At 42.7% G+C, this 20,312-nt stretch carries 25 protein-coding genes; 2 read left to right on the top strand and 23 right to left on the bottom strand.

Features of this window, described 5'->3' with window-relative positions; all coding sequences use genetic code 11:
- Positions 1-11: 11 nt before the first annotated feature.
- From NYE49_RS07825 to NYE49_RS07795, 7 genes are all read right to left on the bottom strand, one after another.
- A complete protein-coding gene (locus tag NYE49_RS07825) occupies positions 12-1,769 on the bottom strand; it encodes an ABC transporter ATP-binding protein (RefSeq protein ID WP_047182553.1) in 1,758 nt (585 codons plus the stop codon).
- Positions 1,770-1,992: 223 nt separating this feature from the next.
- Positions 1,993-2,226: a molybdopterin converting factor subunit 1 gene (gene moaD, locus NYE49_RS07820; RefSeq protein ID WP_014476678.1), complete on the bottom strand. Its 234-nt coding sequence runs from the start codon at positions 2,224-2,226 to the stop codon at positions 1,993-1,995.
- On the bottom strand, positions 2,219-2,692 hold the full coding sequence (locus tag NYE49_RS07815) for a molybdenum cofactor biosynthesis protein MoaE (protein WP_015715811.1): 474 nt from the start codon (positions 2,690-2,692) through the stop codon (positions 2,219-2,221). Before NYE49_RS07815 ends, moaD begins: the two co-directional genes overlap by 8 nt.
- Positions 2,692-3,213: a molybdopterin-guanine dinucleotide biosynthesis protein B gene (gene mobB, locus NYE49_RS07810; protein WP_003232370.1), complete on the bottom strand. Its 522-nt coding sequence runs from the start codon at positions 3,211-3,213 to the stop codon at positions 2,692-2,694. Before mobB ends, NYE49_RS07815 begins: the two co-directional genes overlap by 1 nt.
- Positions 3,174-4,466, bottom strand: coding sequence for a gephyrin-like molybdotransferase Glp (gene glp, locus NYE49_RS07805; RefSeq protein WP_015383547.1), 1,293 nt, complete (start codon positions 4,464-4,466; stop codon positions 3,174-3,176). Before glp ends, mobB begins: the two co-directional genes overlap by 40 nt.
- A gap of 17 nt (positions 4,467-4,483) precedes the next feature.
- The gene (locus NYE49_RS07800) at positions 4,484-5,503 is read right to left on the bottom strand and encodes a molybdopterin-synthase adenylyltransferase MoeB (protein WP_342410986.1); all 1,020 of its coding nucleotides are present in this window, start codon (positions 5,501-5,503) and stop codon (positions 4,484-4,486) included.
- Between the two features lie 50 nt (positions 5,504-5,553).
- Entirely contained in the window at positions 5,554-6,153 is a 600-nt protein-coding gene (locus NYE49_RS07795) for a molybdenum cofactor guanylyltransferase (RefSeq protein ID WP_047182552.1), read from the bottom strand.
- Between the two features lie 136 nt (positions 6,154-6,289).
- Here NYE49_RS07795 and cse15 point away from each other — a divergent pair, with 136 nt between their 5' ends.
- Entirely contained in the window at positions 6,290-7,255 is a 966-nt protein-coding gene (cse15, locus tag NYE49_RS07790) for a spore protein Cse15 (protein ID WP_047182551.1), read from the top strand.
- Positions 7,256-7,295: 40 nt separating this feature from the next.
- Here cse15 and rok read toward each other — a convergent pair whose 3' ends face one another.
- The 3 genes from rok to ahpA all read right to left on the bottom strand — a co-directional run bounded on the left by rok (position 7,296) and on the right by ahpA (position 9,396).
- Positions 7,296-7,871 (bottom strand): transcriptional regulator Rok, encoded by a 576-nt coding sequence (gene rok, locus NYE49_RS07785; protein ID WP_003232378.1) that lies wholly within the window; start codon positions 7,869-7,871, stop codon positions 7,296-7,298.
- Between the two features lie 465 nt (positions 7,872-8,336).
- Positions 8,337-8,783 (bottom strand): thiol-disulfide oxidoreductase YkuV, encoded by a 447-nt coding sequence (ykuV, locus tag NYE49_RS07780; protein ID WP_047182550.1) that lies wholly within the window; start codon positions 8,781-8,783, stop codon positions 8,337-8,339.
- 70 nt (positions 8,784-8,853) lie between these two features.
- Positions 8,854-9,396 (bottom strand): biofilm-specific peroxidase AhpA, encoded by a 543-nt coding sequence (gene ahpA / locus NYE49_RS07775; RefSeq protein WP_047182549.1) that lies wholly within the window; start codon positions 9,394-9,396, stop codon positions 8,854-8,856.
- Positions 9,397-9,632: 236 nt separating this feature from the next.
- Between ahpA and mscT the strand changes: the two genes are divergently transcribed.
- On the top strand, positions 9,633-10,436 hold the full coding sequence (mscT, locus tag NYE49_RS07770) for a small-conductance mechanosensitive channel protein MscT (RefSeq protein ID WP_041517839.1): 804 nt from the start codon (positions 9,633-9,635) through the stop codon (positions 10,434-10,436).
- A 36-nt stretch (positions 10,437-10,472) separates the two neighbouring features.
- On the opposite strand, the gene NYE49_RS07765 is transcribed toward mscT, so the two are convergent.
- The 13 genes from NYE49_RS07765 to fadH all read right to left on the bottom strand — a co-directional run bounded on the left by NYE49_RS07765 (position 10,473) and on the right by fadH (position 20,240).
- Positions 10,473-10,718: a YkuS family protein gene (locus NYE49_RS07765; RefSeq protein WP_003232382.1), complete on the bottom strand. Its 246-nt coding sequence runs from the start codon at positions 10,716-10,718 to the stop codon at positions 10,473-10,475.
- 61 nt (positions 10,719-10,779) lie between these two features.
- Complete coding sequence (locus tag NYE49_RS07760) at positions 10,780-11,904, bottom strand: N-acetyldiaminopimelate deacetylase (RefSeq protein WP_047182548.1); 1,125 nt, start codon at positions 11,902-11,904, stop codon at positions 10,780-10,782.
- Positions 11,905-11,973: 69 nt separating this feature from the next.
- A complete protein-coding gene (gene dapD, locus NYE49_RS07755) occupies positions 11,974-12,684 on the bottom strand; it encodes a 2,3,4,5-tetrahydropyridine-2,6-dicarboxylate N-acetyltransferase (protein ID WP_003218680.1) in 711 nt (236 codons plus the stop codon).
- 104 nt (positions 12,685-12,788) lie between these two features.
- On the bottom strand, positions 12,789-13,244 hold the full coding sequence (locus tag NYE49_RS07750) for a flavodoxin (protein WP_015383540.1): 456 nt from the start codon (positions 13,242-13,244) through the stop codon (positions 12,789-12,791).
- A 15-nt stretch (positions 13,245-13,259) separates the two neighbouring features.
- Positions 13,260-14,153, bottom strand: coding sequence for a hypothetical protein (locus NYE49_RS07745; RefSeq protein ID WP_047182547.1), 894 nt, complete (start codon positions 14,151-14,153; stop codon positions 13,260-13,262).
- Positions 14,143-14,619 carry a flavodoxin gene (locus tag NYE49_RS07740; RefSeq protein ID WP_014476664.1) on the bottom strand — a complete coding sequence of 159 codons (477 nt, stop codon included), beginning with the start codon at positions 14,617-14,619 and terminating at the stop codon, positions 14,143-14,145. Before NYE49_RS07740 ends, NYE49_RS07745 begins: the two co-directional genes overlap by 11 nt.
- A gap of 113 nt (positions 14,620-14,732) precedes the next feature.
- The gene (gene ccpC / locus NYE49_RS07735; protein WP_003232387.1) at positions 14,733-15,614 is read right to left on the bottom strand and encodes a transcriptional regulator CcpC; all 882 of its coding nucleotides are present in this window, start codon (positions 15,612-15,614) and stop codon (positions 14,733-14,735) included.
- A 147-nt stretch (positions 15,615-15,761) separates the two neighbouring features.
- Positions 15,762-16,205 (bottom strand): cyclic-di-AMP-binding protein CbpB, encoded by a 444-nt coding sequence (gene cbpB / locus NYE49_RS07730; RefSeq protein ID WP_003218674.1) that lies wholly within the window; start codon positions 16,203-16,205, stop codon positions 15,762-15,764.
- Positions 16,206-16,342: 137 nt separating this feature from the next.
- The gene (gene abbA / locus NYE49_RS07725; protein ID WP_010886502.1) at positions 16,343-16,540 is read right to left on the bottom strand and encodes an AbrB antirepressor AbbA; all 198 of its coding nucleotides are present in this window, start codon (positions 16,538-16,540) and stop codon (positions 16,343-16,345) included.
- Between the two features lie 133 nt (positions 16,541-16,673).
- Positions 16,674-17,192: a ribonuclease H-like YkuK family protein gene (locus NYE49_RS07720; protein WP_003232389.1), complete on the bottom strand. Its 519-nt coding sequence runs from the start codon at positions 17,190-17,192 to the stop codon at positions 16,674-16,676.
- A 110-nt stretch (positions 17,193-17,302) separates the two neighbouring features.
- Positions 17,303-17,542 (bottom strand): DUF1797 family protein, encoded by a 240-nt coding sequence (locus tag NYE49_RS07715; RefSeq protein ID WP_003218671.1) that lies wholly within the window; start codon positions 17,540-17,542, stop codon positions 17,303-17,305.
- Between the two features lie 646 nt (positions 17,543-18,188).
- The gene (locus tag NYE49_RS07710) at positions 18,189-19,412 is read right to left on the bottom strand and encodes an EAL-associated domain-containing protein (RefSeq protein ID WP_047182546.1); all 1,224 of its coding nucleotides are present in this window, start codon (positions 19,410-19,412) and stop codon (positions 18,189-18,191) included.
- Positions 19,413-19,475: 63 nt separating this feature from the next.
- The gene (gene fadH, locus NYE49_RS07705) at positions 19,476-20,240 is read right to left on the bottom strand and encodes a 2,4-dienoyl-CoA reductase (RefSeq protein ID WP_015383534.1); all 765 of its coding nucleotides are present in this window, start codon (positions 20,238-20,240) and stop codon (positions 19,476-19,478) included.
- Between the last annotated feature and the right edge of the window lie 72 nt (positions 20,241-20,312).

The raw sequence follows: 20,312 nt of genomic DNA, 5'->3' as shown, positions 1-20,312 counted from the left end.
TTGGCCCCTCCCTATCCGACCTCATGCGGCTCATTAATCATTTTGACATCACGGTATTGCAAATCGTAAATCTTTTTATAGTAGCCGCCTTTTTCAAGAAGCTCATGATGTGTTCCCCTTTCACGAATGCGTCCTTTATTAAAAACGAGAATTTCATCGGCGTGTTTCAGTGAAGAAATGCGGTGTGCGACGATAAAGGTTGTGCGGTTTTTCATGACTTCTTTTAAGGCAAGCTGTATGTTGTGCTCCGTTTGCATATCTACTGCACTTGTGGCATCATCCAATATTAAAATGCTCGGGTTCAAGCAGATGGCTCTCGCAATGGCAATACGCTGTTTCTGTCCGCCGGAAAGCCCCATTCCCCTCTCTCCCAGCATGGTGTCATACCCATCAGGAAGCTCCATAATAAAGTTATGAGCCTGTGCCCTTTTTGCCGCTTCGATGACGTCTTCCATTGAGGCATCCGGCCGCCCATACGAAATATTTGATCTGATCGTAGATGAAAACAGGAAGGATTCTTGAAGTACGACCCCGATATTGGAGCGAAGGGTTTTTAACGAATAATCTGTGATGGGTTTGTGATCAATGGTAATCATTCCGCTAACAGGACTGTAAAATCTGGTGAGAAGCTGTGTCACTGAACTTTTGCCTGAACCTGTCGGGCCCAACAGTCCGATTACCTTCCCGCTGTTTGCCTCAAAGCTTACATTGCACAGCGCGTTTGTTTGTTCTTTCCCGTATGCAAGAGAAACATTTTTGAAATGGACATCTCCGGTTAATTTTTGTTTATGCAAAGCATGAGGATGATCTGTAATGTCTTCTTCTTTTTCCAGAATGTCGAGCAGGCGTTCCCCTGACGCTTTTGCTTGAGAGAACATATTGATGACAAAACCTAAGTTCATAATCGGCCACATCATATAATTGACAAGGCTGAAGAAAGCAACAAGCTCGCCGGGATTGAGCTGTTTTTGCATAACCAAGTAACCGCCGTATGAGAGGAGAGCTACAATACAAATGTTACCAATGAACTCCATTAAAGGGAAATACGCAGACCAGATGGATGATGTTTGTAAATACTGCGCCCTGTATTCTGCATTGGCTTTATTGAAAGTGCTGATCTGAAAATCTTCCCTGGAAAGAGATTTAACCGTATTAATGCCGCTGATATTTTCCTGGACTTTTGTATTAAGTTTCGCAAACGATTTGCGGATGCCTCTGAAGGCGGGATGGACTCTTTTGTCAAACCGGTATACCGCAACCGCGAGAAATGGCAGAACAGCTATTGTCACAAGCGTGAGAGGAACAGAATAGTAAAACATAACCGACAGGCTGATGGCTACCAGCAGGCCGAAGCGAATGAGCTCAGCGAGACCGTATGATAAGAAAAAACGAAGCCCTTCAACATCAGCAGTCAGCCTGGACATCAAATCTCCTGTTTTCGCGTTATCATAGTAAGAAAAAGAAAGCCGCTGCAGTTTTTCATACAGACCATTTCTCAGCCGATAAACGGATTTGATCCCGAACATATCACCTAAATACTGATGAAAAAAGGTAGCCATTCCTTTCAAAACCATTACCGCAATAAATCCTAAGCTGACCCACGCCGCAAGCTGATACTGCCGTCCCAGCACGATCTCATCAATCGTAATTTGCAGGATAATCGGATAAACGACAGTAATTGCAGTCATCAAAAGCATGGCTAGAAGCGACCACATAAACACTTTTCTGTACGGCCAATAATACATTTTTAATCTTTTAAATGTCTCCATATCCAGCACCTTTCCAACATTTATCATCTTCACTATATCGATACCCGAAATAAATTTCTATTATTTTTCGAAATTTCAGTCTAATTATGGAGTGAGTCTCTTACTTTATAGGGAGTAACATATGTAGAATAAACGCTTACAGAAAATCATTGTATGCTGGGGATACTTGGGGATATGCCAATGAAATACAGAAAAACCGGACGGCTGAAATGCCGTCCGGTTTTCATCCCCCGCTGACCGGCGGTATGATGGCTACCGTGTCACCCGAAGATACAGAGGTATTTTCTTTTACATAGCTTTCGTTAACGGCAATCATAGCCGTATCAATAGATTCAAGACCGTATTGTTCTTTTAGACTCGCTTTTATTTCATCTGTGGTTGCTTGTTCCACATCTATTTCTATTGCTTGTGTACCGGCCTGTTCAGCCAGTCCTGCAAATAAAAGAATTTTAATCATGCTGCTCTCCCTCGCTTAGGTCTGGTTTTCCGTTCGGATAAGCAGTTGTTTCTAGCTGGTCGCCGATCCATTGCTCACCGTCTTCCCAAATTTCTTTTTTCCAAATCGGCACAATCTGTTTAATGCGTTCAATCGCATACTCATTGGCTTCATATGCGGCTTTTCGATGGGGAGAAGATACAGCAATCACTACCGCTGCTTCACCGATATCGAGCACACCTATACGGTGCGTGATCGCAGCTGAGGCACCTTCCCATTTTTCTTCGATTTCAGCGCCGATTTGAGCAAGCATTTGCACGGCCATCGGTTCATATGCCTCATATTCAAGCCGAACCGTTCTTTTTCCGTTTGTCCATTCCCGAACCGTACCAATAAATGTCGTAATGGCTCCTGCTTCCCGTTTCTCCACTTTTTTGATGATGTCTTCAGTATTAATGGGTGTTTTCGTAATCTCAAACCGTTCCATTATGCAGATTCCCCCTTCAGCTGTGAAAGCACAAAATCCACGGCAACCGGATCATCCGCATGAAAAACGGGTAATCCCTGATGCTCTGTCATATGCTCTTTTTTTCTATAGATGATGGCGATTATATTTACTGCTTGCAGCGCTTCCAGATCTTCCTTTTCACTTAGGATAACCACTTTAGGATAAGGGGCTTTTTTAAAGCCTTCAATCAGAAGACAGTCTGTTTCGAGAAATTGGTATAACTCGATCAGCCGTGCCAAATCCCAATTGCGGCGGGCAGTCAGCTGTAACACACCAGCACCTTCTACCGCTGTTACATCAGCACCTGCCGCCTTGTAACGGTCCGTGTCTTTTCCTTCCGTGAGCGTTTGCGGTTCACCGCCGTGACCATGATGCTTCAGGCAGCCCAAATGGACTCCCTGTTCAGAGGCTTTTTCAAGAATGCGCTCAATAAACGTTGTTTTCCCGCTGTTTTGAAATCCTACAACTTGGACGATCGGGAAAGGACGGACCAAGGCCATTCACTTCCATTCTCTTCTCTGATGAGCAGCACTTGAACCGTTCTGCCAGATTCGTAGCCTCGCGTGCCGCCCGGCAGGATAATAAATGCATTGGCATCTGCAAGTGATGTGACAGAGCTCGACTTATCTAAGCCAACGGGTGTCGCCAACAGCTTCCCTTCCTGATGGTGCACGAACGCACGAACAAATCGGGTAAATGGGTTCGGCTTCGGAAAATCCTTGATCAAAACAGCTTCCGCACAAATTGAATGCGGTGTTTCATTGAGCAGCCATGTCTGGATTATTGGTTTGACAAACAGTTCAAAACCGACATAGCATGCCGACGGATTACCTGAAAGGCCAAACAGCAGCATATCGTTTGCATGCGCCACCGTTGTCACGCTGCCCGGGCGCATGGCAACTTTATTAAACAGCACGTCCGCTCCAAGTTTTTCATAGATCGCAGGCAAAAAGTCAAAGTCACCGACTGACACACCGCCAGTTGTGATCAGGAAATCCACCTTTTTCATCGCTTCTTTAACTGCAGCAAAGCTTTTATCCAATTCATCAGAGATTTTCCCTAAATAAAGCGGTGTTGCGCCTGCTTCTATCGCTTGCGCATATACCATACTCGCATTGCTGTTGCGGATTTTTCCCGGTTCCAGCGGATCACTGACATTCAGCAATTCGGTACCGGTTGCGATAATCCCGACTACAGGCTTTCTCACGACAGGCACAGATGCGTATCCGAATGTTGCCAAAAGAGCCGTCACTCCTGGTGTCACCCGGGTGCCCTTTCTCAGTAAAACACTCCCTTTTTGAGCGTCCTCACCTGTTTTTGAAATATTATCCCCCGTCTGAAAGCGGCGTTTTAAAGACATAAATGACTTCCCATTCTCCTCAAAGGCTTGAGTCAGTTCAATCATGACGACTGCATCTGCCCCTTCAGGGATTTGCGCGCCAGTCATAATCCGCACGGCCTGAAACGGGCCAAGTTCTTTTTCAGATACTGCTCCCGCTCCAATATGGTCAATAACTTCAAACCGAACTGGGTTTTCACGTGAAGCTTCTGCCGTATCGCACGCTCTGACAGCAAAACCATCGTATGGCGAACGGTCAAACGCAGGTACGTGGTGATCCGCAGTTATATCTTCGGCTAAAAACCGATGAAGGCTGTCTTCAAGCGCCACCCATTCTGTTTCACCTTGTTTTTGAAAATGGCAGACACGCCGAACTGCCTCGTCTACCGGTATCGGTGTTCTTTTCTCCAGCATTCTGACCCCTCCTGTTGTTACAATCCAATCACTCTTGCCAACACGGAGTTGGCTTCTTTCACATCATTTGTTCCATGCACCAGTGCCCGTCCATCATTGAAAATGACAATTCTGAAATCCTCGTAAAAAATATGCAGCAAAAACGCATTGGCCTCGACCTTGCCGATTGTTTTCAGCCGCTTAATGAGCTCCTGTTTCGGGATTCTTTTTAATGATTCTGACCTTACCTGCACTGTATCACGGCCGCATAATACAGCAGCTTTTGGTGTGTTCCAATCCTGAAGATAAGGATATACCGCATTAGCTCCGCAAGATGGGCATTCCTCACGGCGTACATGATTAACGTTAATCTTCATATGCGAATTGTTCCAGACATCAAATGTCACAAAACCCCGCTGTATTGCTTCTATTTGGCCGGTTAACAGCTTTAATGCCTCAGCCTGCTGATATGCTGAAACGATATGCACAGCAGGCGGAATAATGCCGGCAGTATCACACGTCGCCCCGCCGACAGGAATTTGCTCAAACAAACAATACAGACAAGGGGTTTCTCCGGGAATGACCGTCATGAACATTCCCTGGCTGCTTACACAGGCGCCATAGACCCAAGGTGTCTTTGTTTTCTGGGCAAGATCGTTTATCAGCATGCGGGTTTCAAAATTATCTGTCGCGTCGATCACGACATCTGCTTTTTCAATCAGCGGCTCAAGCGTTTCGGCTGTTCCTTCGGTAACATACGCATCAATATGTATTTCGCTGTTAATCGCTGATAGATGCTCTTTGGCAGCCATGGCTTTCGGCATGCGGAGTTTGGCATCGCTTTCTGTATAAAGCTGCTGCCTTTGAAGATTGGTCCACTCCACATAGTCACGGTCAATAATGGTAATAGTACCGACTCCCGCTCTCGAAAGCCCTTCAGCTCCTGCAGTGCCGAGCGCTCCCGCTCCGACAATCAGCACATGGCTGTCTGCCAGTCTTTTCTGACCCTCTTCCCCAATTTGCTTAAATCTGATTTGCCGTGAATAACGTTCCTCCATCAAACCTGTTCTCCTTATCTTTTATGTCATCTTATCATGTTATTGCCCCGTCAGTCCCGCTTGAGGGAGTTCGATTTTTCTTCCAAACAGCTAAAATCATCACGTGTATTAATGTTGATAAACTCTGCCGGGTTTGCTCCGATATTTTCAGCCTGTACGTAACAAACCGAAATTCTGCCTAATAAATCTGATATTCTCAACCTCTTCTCAGAAAGCTGATCGTATAGAACTGGCATGATACGTTTGTGGTAAATCGCAATCAATGGCTGCACTTGTCCGTCTGAAATTGGGACTACCGCGTCCGCACCGGCAGTCATCAGACGTTTGAGCTCCAGCATCGTCCTTCTTTGTATCAGCGGTGTGTCACAGGAAAGAACAGTATAAAGATCACCGTCTGTCTTTTTAAAAGCGGTATATATACCAGCCAATGGCCCCATGCCTTGAAATGGCTCAGCATCTTGACACACTTCATTTTCACCGTTTTCTTGAAATCTATCAATAAATTCGGGACGGCTGATGATAACCGTATGTTCTCCAAGTGCCTCTTTAGCGCATTCATAAAGCATCCTGCCCTTCCATTTGACAAACGCCTTCGGTTCTCCAAATCGCCGCGAGGCTCCCCCTGCCAGCAGTACGTGTACATGCTTCAAATCATCTCACCTCTAGTTTCGTTAAAAGCATAGCAAAAGCAAAGGCTCCACGCTACTGCTTGTCTGTTTATTAAAGAGGAATAGCTGTTCAGTATTTGCATATTGTAGTGTTAACATCATGAGGGAGATGGTTCGAATGAAAAGATCAGGTCCTTTTTTCCACGACGTGTCTCAGGAGAACCTTTATTTAAAATCCGAGCTTTCAAGGTGCCATAAGCTGATTTCTGAACTTGAAGCAAGCTACTTTCATCAGAAAAATAACAAACTGCTCAAAGAAAATAACGATATGAAAGAAAAACTCCAGCAGCTGTCTGCCGAATTAACACATATGTCAACAAAAGAAAAACATGCCTCCCACACCAGCCAAACCCTGCACCAAATAAGAGCTGAACTGCTTGATAAAATCGTTGTTTTGCAGGAGCTTCTATCTGCTGAAACCTATAAACGCAGAGCCGAAATCGAAGAAAAACATAAACTTCATATTGCTAAAGTCAAAATCGAAGAAGAAAATAAAAATCTTCATAAATGGATCAGCGAACTTCAAGCCTCAATTGAGCAGGAACAAAATGCACTGCTTCAGGCAAAACAGCAAGCCGAATTGATAAAAGCCGAAAATGGGCGTCTTAAAGAGCAAATGGTAGAAAAAGAATATCAGCTAAAACATATTAAAATAGAAGTTGATCATATGAAAGATCGAATCATAGAAACGAAAGAAAGACTGCTAGACATAGAAAAAACGAAAGAAAAATTATTTCACGAAACTATTATATCGTATAAACGGCAGCTTGATGAAAGCGATGCCTGGATTGCTTCTCATTTTGCTGATATTGATGGCGGCACGACACAAAAAGAAAAAACGGAAGAAGAAGCTCCAGCGGTCTACGCGCAGCCAAATCATGTAGAGACCATCCTTGAAGATGTCACCAAACAGATACATGTGCTTCAAAAACAGCTTGCCCGCGCCCAATCATCAGACCAGGCCAAGAGCCATACAATCGAAGAGCTGAAAAACAGAGCCGCTGAAGAAAAGCCTTATCAAAAGTGGGTGTATAAGCTTAATCTTGAAAAAGAAAACAAACCTTCACAGAAAAAACCTCAATAAAAAAACTGCTTGAGCGATGCCAAGCAGTTTTTCTTTATATTTATTCATTTGCTGATTCTGCAGATTCGATTTCACCCTCTAAAATGTACTGCCCGCGATATGGCTTTTTCACTTCCGGGTACATTTTAATTAAGCTTTGCATAAACGTTGTCATATTAGGGATTTCAAGACCGCTTTCTTTTTCAATCTCTTTTTGAAGCTCCGAGCTCTTAATCGCCGCGTTGTGGCGTTTTAATGTTTTAATAGCAGCTTCACGCAGCTTAGCTGCTTTTGATCCCGGTCTTGCCGTTCCTCTTCTTCTTCGTGTAGTTCCGTCTGGTATACCGGCAGGAAGAGAGGAAATAGATTGAAGCTGAGGCTGAACAGACTGCTGCTGTGATTGCGGCTGATAGCTTCTGATTTCCTGAGCCGCAAGCTCAGCGAGAACCGGCAGAGAGTCAGGTTTTTTTTCAGAACGGAAATCCTTTTTGATTTCGGAAGGGCTTCCATTTCTGTCCAGCTCTCTTAATTTTGCGTATATTTTATCACGTTCAATTTGATATTCACGAATGACTTTCACTTCAGCTTCATTTAATTGTTCTAACCGCAAGCGCAAAGCTTCTCTTTCATTAAACATTCCTCAATGTACCCCCTATCAAAATTAACATCTTTAATTAAGATATTAGATTACAAAAGTAATTTTATCAACTATTATTTTAGCATTTTACTATTATATTTACTCTATGAAAAATTCCTTATTTTCTGAAAAAGTTTTATTTTTCAAAAGAGTCCTTTATTCTCAAGGGGTCAAGGGTCTTTCTAGTTTATTTGGTATAATGTTGAAAATATATATTTTACTTACTTCTTTAAAGAAATTTAGTGTAATATCTACAATTTTCGAGTTATGAGATATGAGATTTATCTAAAATTGAGGAAAAACATCAAAAATCAGCTGTGTTTTTTAGCGTATCAATCAAACAAATCATCAATTCCTATACCCAAATTTGGAAAAATAAGCTTCTTACTCTTCTTCCATTGCTTTTTGCACAAATAAAAAACCTGATGTGATCAGGTTTTTAGGAAATACTATTTAGTCAGATACCTATTCCGTTTCAGCCAGAACGCGGTTCACACGTTTTTCAAGCATTTTCATACCGCTCCCGCCGGCTTGGAAGTGACGGAGCTGTCCTGTTTTATCAAACACATAATATGCAGGTACATATTCATTTTCAAATGCATCGGTTAAAGCATGGTCACTGTCAACAAAAATCGGCTGAGTGATATCGTGTTCAGCAGCTGTTTCTTTAATTTTACCAAGGTCAAGATCATCTTCGGAACGAGGCATATGCACAGCTACAACATTCAGTTGATCTTGATATTTATCACGAAATTCATTCACTTGCGGCATCGCTTCTTTGCACAAGTGGCAACTGATGGACCAGAAATGAATAAGCGTCGGCTTTTCCCCAATCAATTGCCCTCTCGTCACTTCACCATTTAACCAAGCTTTTTCTCCCGTCAATTCCGGCATGGGCTGACGTAATTTCATTGCTTTTTCCCTCCTATTTAACAGAAAGGCCTAACGAATATGCTAGACCGCTTTTCGTTCTTGGAAAGAATTAAAGTGTTTTTTGGCCTGGTTTCCAGTTAGCCGGACAGAGTCCGCCAGTTTGCAGCGCCTGGAGAACACGAAGCGTTTCATCAGCATCACGCCCAATGTTGTTGTGGAAAACAGTTTGATATTGAAGCTCCCCTTCAGGATTAATAATAAACAATCCGCGCAAAGCCACACCTTCTTCTTCGATTAAGACGCCATATTCCCGGGATACCTCATGGTTTGTATCAGCAGCAAGCGGGTATTTCAGCTGGCCAAGACCGTTTTCTTTGCGGTCTGTATTGATCCAAGCTAAATGAGTATGGATGGTATCAGTTGAAACTCCGATGACTTCTGCATCAAGATCTTCGAACTCGTCATAGCGGTCAGACATTGCTGTAATTTCTGTCGGACAAACAAAAGTGAAGTCCATTGGATAGAAGAACAGCACTGTCCATTTGTCGTTTTTCATGTTTTCCTCAAGACTTACTTTGCCGAATTCTTTGCTTGCAAGGACTGCTTCCATTTCAAAACGAGGAGCTTGTTTACCTACCATACGTTCTGCCATATGTATCCCTCCAATTTATTGTTTGGCTTAAAGGTCAAAATCTCATGAAAATAAAGGATAATTAACCATTTTTAGTTATATCGCAATGCCATTATATAAAAGCAGATTTCCCGAGTCAATTTTTAACAAATCATGTATGTCTTTGGCTTCGACATTTTTGAATAAAACGTTTAACATGGTCATGTACAGGGTAACTAGTCTCAATGTGCAGCAATCAATTAGAAAAGGAGCTCAACATGGACATTATTAAACAATATGATTGGGCGGGACTGATTACAAATGCCGGTGTTCTGCTCATTAAACTCGCCATTATGATATTGCTCTATTTTATCGTTCGATCATTAGGCATGAAAATCATTAAACATCTGTTTGCAAAATTCGAGGAGCAGAATAGCTTGTCTATCGGACGTGCACATACGCTCCGAAGCCTGACTCTTAACATATTTGCTTATACATTGATTTTCATATTTTTCGTCATGGTTCTAGATTTGTTTCATTATGATCCAAGCGCTCTTTTAGCGGGGGCAGGAATCGTCGGCCTGGCTGTCGGATTTGGCGCCCAAGGGCTTGTCAGTGATATCGTGACAGGTTTTTTTATTTTGCTTGAGAAACAATTGGATGTCGGAGATTATATTACCGTTTCCACCTTTGACGGAATTGTCGAGCAGGTTGGCTTAAGAACAACTCAAATCCGCAGCTTTGACGGAACACTGCATTACATCCCCAACAGAAACATCACAAACGTGAGCAATCATTCTCGTGGTACCATGCAGGCTCTTGTTGATATTAAAGTGCCGGCTGAAAGAAACATTGATGAAATGATTCATATTTTACAGCAGGTTTGTGATGAAACGGCAGCGGCTCTTCCACAAATAAAAGAAGGCCCAAATGTCATCGGCATTCAAGAACTGGGGACTTCTGAAATTGTGATCAGGGTCATTGCCAAAACAGAAAATATGGAACAGTGGCGAGTCGAACGAGTGTTGAGAAAAGAAATAAAGAACGCGTTCGACCGCGCTTTCCCTAAAGAAACAGAATAAATAAAAGAACCGAAGCTTTTTGCTTCGGTTTTTATGTTACTGAATTCTGCTCTCAACTTCGCTGCAAATTTCTTCAGCCGTCATCCCGGAAGCTGTAATGACAGGTGCTTGTGTTACCGTATCGGCTATCCCTTGCACATTATTATCAAGACCTGTTACGACACAGCAGTCACAGCCTTGAGCATCAGCAGGGCTTTTCATCATTACAACGTCATATCCTTTTTCTTTTAAAGCAGCTTCTACATCTGATAACGATTGTTCAATTCCAATTTTTTTAGCCATTTTTGAACACCTCCGTTTACTAGAGTGCTCATTTTATGGAATTTTATTCTTTCATTTGTACTTAATTGGCATAAACAGAAAAATAACCTGTCATGACATTAACCGCTGTTTCTATCGCATTTTCATCGGGATTCAGCTTAGCGTGATGAAGCCCATGTTCAGAATCAGCGCCGAGCCAGAACATGAAGCCGGGATATTTTTTCAGCATGTAGCCAAAATCCTCTCCAGTCATAGCTTCTTTTGCTTCAATTACTGTCGCCAGTTGATGTTCAGCAACAAAAGACATAAATTCTTCTGTTAATCCGCTCGTATTGTAAACTTGGTGATAAACAGACGGATATGTCACTTTTCCTTTGCAGCGGAATCCGATTTCGATTCCTTTCACCACATCTTCAATCCGTTCCTTTACCTGTTTCATCGATTCTTCAGAAAGCGTGCGGATCGTGCCTTCCAGGTGGGCCGTTTCCGCAATGATATTTTGTGCCGAGCCTCCGGTAATGGTACCAACTGTAATAACAGCACTGTCTAGCGGATCTGTGTTTCTAGAGATAATCGTTTGCAGCTGGGTGACAAGTGTACTTGCCGCTACAACCATATCCTCAGCCAAATGCGGATATGCCGCATGTCCCCCTCTGCCTTCCAGATCGATGACTAACTCTGATGTATTCGCAAATAGAAGGCCGCTTTTTGTCGCAATGGTGCCTACCGGAAGCTCTGGAGCAATATGAAGCGCAGTGATGAAATCAGGCTGCCACTTTTTTAATACATCGCTCTCAAGCATTGGTTCCGCACCGCCAGGCCCTTCCTCTGCCGGCTGAAACAGAAAAAGCAAATCATGTTTGACTGGGTGGTGAACAAAATGATCAATAATGCCGAGTGCAATCGTCATATGCAAATCGTGGCCGCAGGCGTGCATGTTGCCGTGATGCTCTGATGCGAATGGAAGACCAGTTTGCTCTTCTATAGAAAGCGCGTCGATATCCGCTCTGTACGCCAGCATTTTTTTCGGCGCCGTCCCGTTCACTTTTACAAAAAGCCCTGTTCGCCATTTCTCAATTTCAATTCTGTCTTGGGGATATTGTTCCAAGACATTTAATAAATACTGCTGGGTTTTGAACTCCTGAAATCCAAGCTCCGGTATACGATGCAGATCTCTGCGAATTGCGATGAGCTCCTCTTTCTTCATTTCTATTCCTCCTGCCTATACGAATAAGGCGTGGATACATTATCCACGCCTTTTTTATCAAACTTTTCCTTACAGCTGGCGTAATTCCTGCTTGATTTCAGTTTTGCCTTTTGTTTTTTCATCAATGTCTTTGATTTTTTTAGCTGGTGTGCCTGCAACAACAGTGTATGGCTCAACGTCATTTACCACGATCGCTCCCGCAGCAACAACAGCTCCTTTACCTACTGTTACACCTTCAAGCACAACAGCATTTGCGCCGATTACGACGTCGTCTTCAATCACAACCGGTTTAGCGGATGGCGGCTCAATAACGCCCGCAAGTACAGAACCCGCGCCGATATGGCAGTTTTTTCCAACAGTAGCTCGTCCGCCAAGCACAACGTTCATATCAATCATTGTGCCTTCGCCGATGACTGAACCGATATTAATAGAAGCACCCATCATGATGACTGCGTTATCACCGATTTCAACTTGGTCGCGGATGATCGCGCCCGGCTCGATACGCGCTTTGATGTTTTTTAGATCAAGCATTGGGATCGCAGAATTGCGGCGGTCATTTTCAACCACATAGTCTTCGATTTTGCTTTGGTTTTCTTCGATTGCTGTTTGGATTTCGCTCCACTCACCGAAAACGACACCAGTGTTTCCGTTGATAAAAGCTTTCGCAGATTCGCCGAAATTGATTCCTTCCAGCTCACCTTTCACGTAAACCTTTACAGGTGTAGATTTTGTACTATTTTGAATAAATGAAATAATTTCATTTGCGTCCATCATTTTCATATGTATAGTCCTCCTCCTGATTTTCTACCTCATTACTGTATCAAAGGAAAGATACAAAGACAAGAAAAAAAGGAACAGCCGTTTTAGCAGTTCCCAGTGAGTGATCAGACAGCGCACCCGCTTTTCTTTGCGAATTGTCTCCCGAAGTTTATTAATTCTTCCTCTTCTTCACCTTCTGGATTATTTTCGATTTTTACCGAAGGCAGCACAATGTCGCCACCGCATTCTTTTATTTTTGCTTCGAGCGTATCAACCGCTCCGCAGAAAAATTCATATGCTGTATCACCGGAACCGAATACAGCGCATGTTTTACCGGAAAAATCAATCTCCTCCATGTCTTCAGCCAGATCTAAAAATTCATCAGGCAGATCTCCGTCTCCCCACGTGTAGGTCCCCATTATGATATGGTCATAATCGGTAAACAGCTGGGCATCATCAATATCCATTGCTTCGAAACGGTCTACTTCTGCTTCCGCCTCCTGAAGCCCCTTTTCAATCAAATCTGCCATTGCTTCAGTGTTGCCTGACATTGTTGCATAAACGAGCAAAATCTTCGCCAATTCCTTGTTCCTCCTCTAATGAATCATTGCTGAAACTTCGTACGGCTGGACAAATTTACATTCATACAAGCCTGCGCAAAAGAAATTCTCTTTCTGATTGGCCACTCTCCATCCATGCCCCTTAATGGTATCGAACCATTTTAACGACCGGGCTTCGAGATCAGCCTGGTAAATTCTCGAAAAACCATTTTCATCTTGTGTTGTAGTGACATATATAATGCCATCATCCTCTGAAAGATCAAGAAATGACTCTTCAATTCTGATCATGCTGGATTGAATGATGAATTCTTCACCATTCAAAAGATTCCGTACAGTGACAGCACCGTGCTTTCCTTTCACAGAACCCATCGCCGCCACCAGCCAATTTTCATTGAACACGAGCATGGATGCCGTCATCCGGTTTTTTTCTTTTTTGACAACTTGGACAGTGTCACGCTTAATGTCGTAAGCCCAAATGCCGCCAAAATATTCGTGTATTTGCGTGCCGATAAAAAGATTGCCCCCGTGAAGGCATAGCGACCGGATAACAGGGGGATTATGAAATTCGGCAAAAGGTTTGGTTACGCGCCATGAGATACCAAAATCATCCGATACATAAATACAATGCTTACCGTGGGCGCAGACAAACCCGTTGTTTCTGCCGGTAATCGCCCACACTGTTGCATTTGTCGGAAAGCTCGACATCGTCCAGGTTTTCCCTTCATCAGCCGAACGAATGACTGTTCCCTTTTCACCAACGCCAAATAAGTAAGGCCCTATGTAGCTGATACAGTGTATCTTACTTTTCAAACGAAAAAGCTTTCTCCAGCCCTGCTCCAAAGAATAATGAAAAATGCCTTCTCTTTGTACCGCCACAAAATATCCAGAAAACGCCGATGCCGTAACAGCAGTTGCTCCTTTATGAAACATGGCTTTTTTCCTTGTTCATATAATCTGCCCATGCAAGAAAACCTCTCGCAAACGCTCGGCAGCTTTCCACATCTTCATCTGTTTCAGGCGCTAATTCAATTTTTAGTGTTTCCTGGTAAACAGCAGCTCCCGCCTCTTGCAGCATGGCATTGAACAAATTCACCGCTTCGCAAAACTTTGGATAAGAATAATCGCCAGACCCGAAGCAGGCTGTTTTTAAACCATTAAGCTGAAGCTGTTTGACCTCTTCGAAAAAATCCTCCGCTTCGTAGGGCAAATCGCCGTCCCCCCATGTATAGGTGCCAATCAGTACATAATCATAGGAGGTTAAACAAGACACATCCACATCATCTATCTCGACACAATCGATATCCAACTCATATTCCTGAAGCGTATCTTTTATTATGAAGGCAATGTCTTCTGTATTTCCTGACATGCTGGCATATGTAATCAAGGCTTTAGCCATGTTATCACCCCATTAATTGATAATGATTTTCAATATCATATGTATCACTTTAAATGATAATGATTTTCATTGTCAATAGTTAAATAAAAAAAGACAGCACCACCTCGCTGTCTTTAAAATGGATTTTCCTGATCCAGCATATCCTTTATCACTTGTACAAAAGCTTGGACTTGTTTCAGTTCAAAGGCAGGCTCATAGCCTAATAACCATGTATCCCGACCGATCGGATGCCCTTTCATGTCTAAAAGAGGCATTTTATTCACTTTATCTTCATTTTGAAGGGTAACAGACGGCAAAATGGCATACCCGATTCCGTGCAGCGCCATCTGTTTGCACGTTTCAATCTGATCAACCAATATCGTCTGTTTCGGCGACGTTTTAAATTTTTGATGCCACCAGTGCTGAATTTCCTGAAAATAAGTGCTGTCACTTTTAAACTGGATAAACGGCCGTTCTGTATGGGCAATATCTTCGATGCAGGAAATTTCAGTATCCACTAAATACAGATGATCTGTCATTAAGTAATCTTTGCGCCCCTTCCACTCAGGGTTGCCTCTTATAATGCCGATATGAACCTGATCCTCATACAAGCTTTTCAGCATTTCGCTGCTCCACCCGGTTATGAGCGAGATCTTTGCATTCGGATACTTTTCCACATACGTCTTCAGGACTTTAGGGAGCCAATGCTGACCGATTATGGAGGCGACGGCAAGCTTCAACGTGCCGTGAATTTCACCTTCAAGCTCGTCAATATTTTCTCTTATTCTTTCCTGCTCTAATGTCACATCATTCGCAAACTGAATGATTTTCTCACCGGCGGGCGTTACCGTTAATCCTTTTTGGGATCTTAAAAAGATTTTTGTTCCCCACGCCTTTTCAATGGTTTGTAAGCGCTGAGATAAAGCCGGCTGAGATACAAAAAGCCGTTCTGCCGCCTTTCTCATATTTAATTCCTCAGCTAAAACTACGAGCATATGAAGCTCTTGAAGCTGCATGTCGTCCTCCTTTTTGTTATCAATAAGTTTTTCTTATCTCCCATTCTAATAAAATCTTAGTTTCTTATTCAAGCCCTATTCTCGTTTAAATTATGTATGCGCTTTCTTTTTTCACTCTGCCTATATAATAAAAATAGGCTGTACAGCCTACTTATTCAATGAGCGTATATGCTTATTCAATTCCTTTAAAACGACTCTTCTCGTAAAAATCCCTTCAAAAACCTGCTCGTCATTTTCAACACAGACAAATCCGTTATTAATGACCATGCCGAATCCCTTCATAATCGGATCATTGATATGCAGGCGCGGAATGTCAGTCAGCATGACTTCCTCAACAGTGATTTGGTCAAGCTTTTCAAACTCAATTCGCTCAAGCCCAAAAATACTGTTCATGATCATATTTGTCCCGATTAAGCCATGTAAACGATAGGAAGGATCCAGAACCGGGATGGCTGTGTATCCGGTTTTTGTCAATACTAATAATGCATGCTCAAGGTTATTTCCGACTTGCACGTGCGCTACTTTGTCCGCCTCAATCATAAATTGTCCGACTGTTGCCTCAAGAAGTTGATCTGATTGTAAGCTTATCATGTTTTCGACCCCTTTTCATTTTCATCATCAATACATTCCCTATATTGCAATAATATAAACTTTATCAGTATTTGTCGAAAAGTTTCCTTTCAATAAAAAAGATACTCTTTGTGGAGTATCAATTATAGGGTGTCCCATTAATTTTCAAATCGAAATCGGTCGTATAGCGTTACAAGTTTTTTGTAGGTGGTTCCGTCAACGTTTTTGGTCCCTGTCTCTATATCGTTGATCTCACTGCTTAATAGCTCGATGGCATACTCATGGTTGATCAGGATATTCAGCAGAAGTTTTTGTTCTTCTTCTGTAAATCGTTCACCGATAAGACTCATTCGCAATCAGGCCCCCTGTTTTATACTGAATACCTCTGAAAGCAAGACAACTTACTTTCAGCTCTACCGCTAGAATAAGTAATCAGATAACAAACGTCAACCGCATAATTCGACATTTACCTTGGCTTTTCCAGCCAAATTATTTTGTGAAACGATTTGCATAGCTGAAGGCAGTGTATGAATCCGGCTTTATTTTGGCCTCAATCCCCATGGAGGTAATACGTCCAGTCATTTCTTGGATCAGATCTTTTGTAAGCCCTTTTTTCCCAATATCCAAGTGAACTTCAAAGGTAAGATCCGCCCCCTCACCGGTAAAGGGCAGGAGCAGATCGGTAATATCCATTAAGTGTCCATCAAGAATATGAGCGGCCGTTTCTTGGCTGTACGCCGTTTCTAACGAAATCTTCTCCCGAAGGCTATGTATGGGTCTGTCGACTGTATGATTTTTCAAGCAGCCCCAAGCTCCCTTGCCTGTACGATGCAAATGCAATGCGGTAATAAACTTTGTGTAATCGCGGTAAACCTGTGAATCGGTTCCGATCGATAACACATAAGAAGAACGGGGGTCCTTTTGAACAAAGGCTTTAAGCCGTTCCATCACATCTTGAAAGGTCATCTGTGCTTCTGAAAGATTATAAAACAGAAAAGAATCAGCCATCACGACACTCCTTTTCAAGGATTTACAACCATGAAACAAGTATGTTCCTTACCGTTTATTTCGATTACTTTTGCAAAGGCGGAAGCTTGTTCCCCCCTATTTCAGGAATCTTACTGAAGAAGTTCAAAGATTTCGATGGAAACCATGTCGATATTATCAAACGGATATGTGTTAGGTTTTTCACCTTTTTGGAAAACCGTCAGTTCAAACGTTTGATTTTTTTCGAAATATTTAACACTGCATATTTTCTCACCATTCACTTCGAAATAGCGTTGCATTGGCTCGTTAGCCGCTTCCGCTGTTTCTTGCAGACTTTGCAGCCGTGTGATGATACCCATTAATTGTGACATTCTAAAAAAAGACTCCTTTCAAAAAGCAACTTCAAATCAACAAGTATTTATTATAATACAAGTTCTATTGAGCATCATACCATAAAGTCGGACAGGATGGCATTTTCACTGCTGAATTTAAGCAAAGAAAAAAAGTGAAAAAAACTATTTTTCTTTAGTTTGAGGCTTTTTTTGAATGTCATGCACACAATTATAATTTTTTTCGAATCTTTGCAGCATTAAGAATGCCTTTTTGCAACTTTGTCAAAACCTTCTTTTGAATTTTCTGGTGAAGTCCCGCGTGGCCATAATCAATGGGAGTCATGCTGGATAGAGTAAACACGGACCTGAAATAAATAATCATTTCAGAACGAATTTTCCTCCTCACCCGTGCAGCAGTGTCAGGGGTGTTCGGCACTGAATGTTTCTCCCCGTGTTAAACGTTTACCACTAGTTAGGTTTATTGTTTCATTGGATTGTCCTATGCTTTGACAAATAAAAAACTTGGCGGGGGTAGCGCCAAGTTTTTTCGGATCTTGATCTGATAGAGGGGTTGGGGAACAGAGAGTAGCTTCTCTCTATAATTAAATGATAATGATTCTCAGTATCAATGTCAATCGTTTTTTGATATTTTTTTCAATTCATAAAAAAAACGGCCTCTCAGCCGTTAAATCAATCCATCCTGCTCATATAAATATGAATAAGGCAAGTCTATAAATAAATACACCTGATCCTCCATCGGATACGAAAACGTTCTAATCATTTCACCTGTTTCCAAATCACTATACAGATCACTGAAAAAACCTTTTCTGAGATTTCTCATTCTCATAATGTTCTCTAGAAAATAAGGGCGCCAGCTCCAGTTTTTCTCCGCATATTCCGGCTGATAAATCCATTCTCCATCTTGCTTAAACACATTTCCCGTCAGCTGATCGCCTTCTTCATCACACATGTAAATCCTGAAGCTGCAATCTGTCAGCTCTTCCGCCAGCTTTTTAATAAAGTCATCATCAGAAGACAGATTGTTTTTTCTCAAAGAAGTCACAGCCTGATGCACTCGTTTGTAAAACTGTTCGGAGTGCTCATAGACTGTTTCCAGTTTCTTTTTCTCATGTGTGATAAATTGGTGAAATTCAGTTTTAAGTCTATGTTTCAATACATCTCTCTCTAGAAACGTTTCAGATGGGGACACCAAGTAATAGCCCTGAAAATAGCGGCCTCCGTTTCTCCAGGCGTACTGAAGCTGGAAGTTCGCCTCAATGTCTTCATACAGCAGCGCCGCACCGATTTTTCTCGCTAATAAAGAGATGCTGTACAGCACATGCTCATATGACGGTGACGGCTGTGATACTTTCAGCGCCTGCAAATCGATTTTTAACAGATCTGGTGAGAGCAGCGCGATTCTGTCCAAGTTGCTGCTTTCTTTTCCGATGTTGTCAACTGCGATTTTAATTCCGTATGTACGATAGTATGCAAGCATATGGTAGAGCTGCTCAATATCCCCTTCAAAATTGTGCTCTGTAATTTCAAGCACAAAACGGTGGAGTTCGATTCCCTTCGCTTCATATTCTTTCAGAAGCTCCAGAAAGCTTTCACCATGATCCAGCATCAGCAGATTGGCATCCTGATTCATAAAAATCAGCAGATCAGAATCGGCCTCTAAAAAGCGGTCAAGAGCCTGGCGAATAATCCTGTTATCAACCTCTAATTTATATTCTTCGGGTATCCCTGCATCTAAAAAGAAGGGCCCGAGACTTTGGATTTCTGAATCTGCCAAAATTCGTCCAAGCACCTCATATCCGACGACCTTCTGTTCCTCGGCACTAAAAATCGCCTGGTAATATGGAAGGACATCATCAATGTTCGTTAAAATATCAAGTGGATCCAACATGTTATCACCTGCTTCTCTATCTTTGTCTGATTATACCACATTGAATCCAAAGATTAATATTCTTTAAAACGGATAAGGATTCAGCCATTGTCCCCCGTCCATTGTGATACAATCCCCGTTTATATAGGATGCTTCATCAGAAAGCAAAAACGCTGCCAAAGCGGCGATTTCCTCCGGTGTGCCCAATCGGCCGAGCGGCACACTGTTCATCGTGCGGGCCATCGCTTTTTCCGATTCAAAGAGCTTCTCCGCACCGCCTGTTCGTTCAATCGGTCCGGGGGCTATAGCGTTTGTGCGAATGCCGTATTTGCTCCCCCATTCAACGGCCAGCGTTCTTGTCAATGACAATACCCCCGCTTTGGCTGCAGCGGAATGAACGACCCCCGCTCCCGCTCCCCAAGCGTAAGTGGCTGCCATATTTAAAATGACACCCTGCTGCTTCTGGTCAATCCAATGCCTTGCCGCTGCCTGGCTGCAAAAAAATGTGCCGTTTAAAACAATCTCAATAACGGCTTTCCATCCATTGGGCGTCAGCTTTTCTGCCGGACAAATAAAGTTTCCGGCTGCGTTGTTAATCAGCGCGTCAAGCCGGCCAAAGGCTTTTATCGCTTCTTTAATCATGTCTGAAGCGGCGGAATCGGAACGGACATCCATTTGAAAACAAGCGACCTGTCCCTCAAAGGTCTGAATTTCTTTTTTTGTTTCCTCAAGTGCCTCATGGTTCCTCCCTGTCACCATAACGTGCCACCCTAATTCAGCCTGTTTTTTTGCCATCGCTTTTCCCATGCCGCTTGACCCGCCGGTAATAATTACCGCCTTTTTTTCCATGTTTATCCCTCCAATTGTGAATGAGTATTCATTCAATAATATTCTATCATTATATCCCTGCCTCTGTCAGCA

This window comes from Bacillus sp. FSL L8-0358 (assembly GCF_038593095.1).
GTDB classification, from domain to species: domain Bacteria; phylum Bacillota; class Bacilli; order Bacillales; family Bacillaceae; genus Bacillus; species Bacillus subtilis.
The sequence above is the reverse complement of the archived record's forward strand: the minus strand, read 5'-3'. Positions and strand labels throughout refer to the sequence as shown.